Below are 452 nucleotides of genomic sequence, written 5' to 3'. Positions count from 1 at the left end.
TCAGATGCCGGCATTGCGATCGCCGCCAAGCACGTAGGCACCTATCTGAGCTCGCCGTCCGTTTCAGGTGGAATTCGGTCAGCCTCAATCGGAAGGGAGCTTACCGCAATCCTGAAAGCTTGCGCCATCTCGTCGCAGACTTCCTCGTCGTGGGAGAAGCTGAGATAGAAGCGACCGAAGGCCTGCGGCATCGTCATGATGCCCGCCCTGCGAAGGGCCAAATGAAGTGCCACTGACAGTCCTGGATTCGCGATCGATGTCGCGTCCTCGTAGGTTTTCGGCGGATTAGATGCATACCAAGGCGTAAAGACCATTCCGAGCCCGGTTGTCGTAATCGTTGCCCCGCGATCGGCAAGGGCAGCGACCAGCGCCCTGCGCACGATAGTGCCGCGCCTTGCAAGTCCCTCGTAATCGCATTCTCGAAGGCGCGAGAGTGTTGCCGTCACCGCGGC

1 pseudogene is annotated in these 452 nt (G+C 60.0%); it reads right to left on the bottom strand.

Annotated features, from left to right (window positions below):
• Positions 1 to 41: 41 nt before the first annotated feature.
• A pseudogene (locus EN780_RS39555) lies at positions 42 to 452 on the bottom strand (hypothetical protein); the annotation flags it as partial.

Origin of the sequence: Mesorhizobium sp. M4B.F.Ca.ET.089.01.1.1 (assembly GCF_004022605.1) — a bacterium.
GTDB classification, from domain to species: domain Bacteria; phylum Pseudomonadota; class Alphaproteobacteria; order Rhizobiales; family Rhizobiaceae; genus Mesorhizobium; species Mesorhizobium abyssinicae.
The sequence above is the reverse complement of the archived record's forward strand: the minus strand, read 5'-3'. Positions and strand labels throughout refer to the sequence as shown.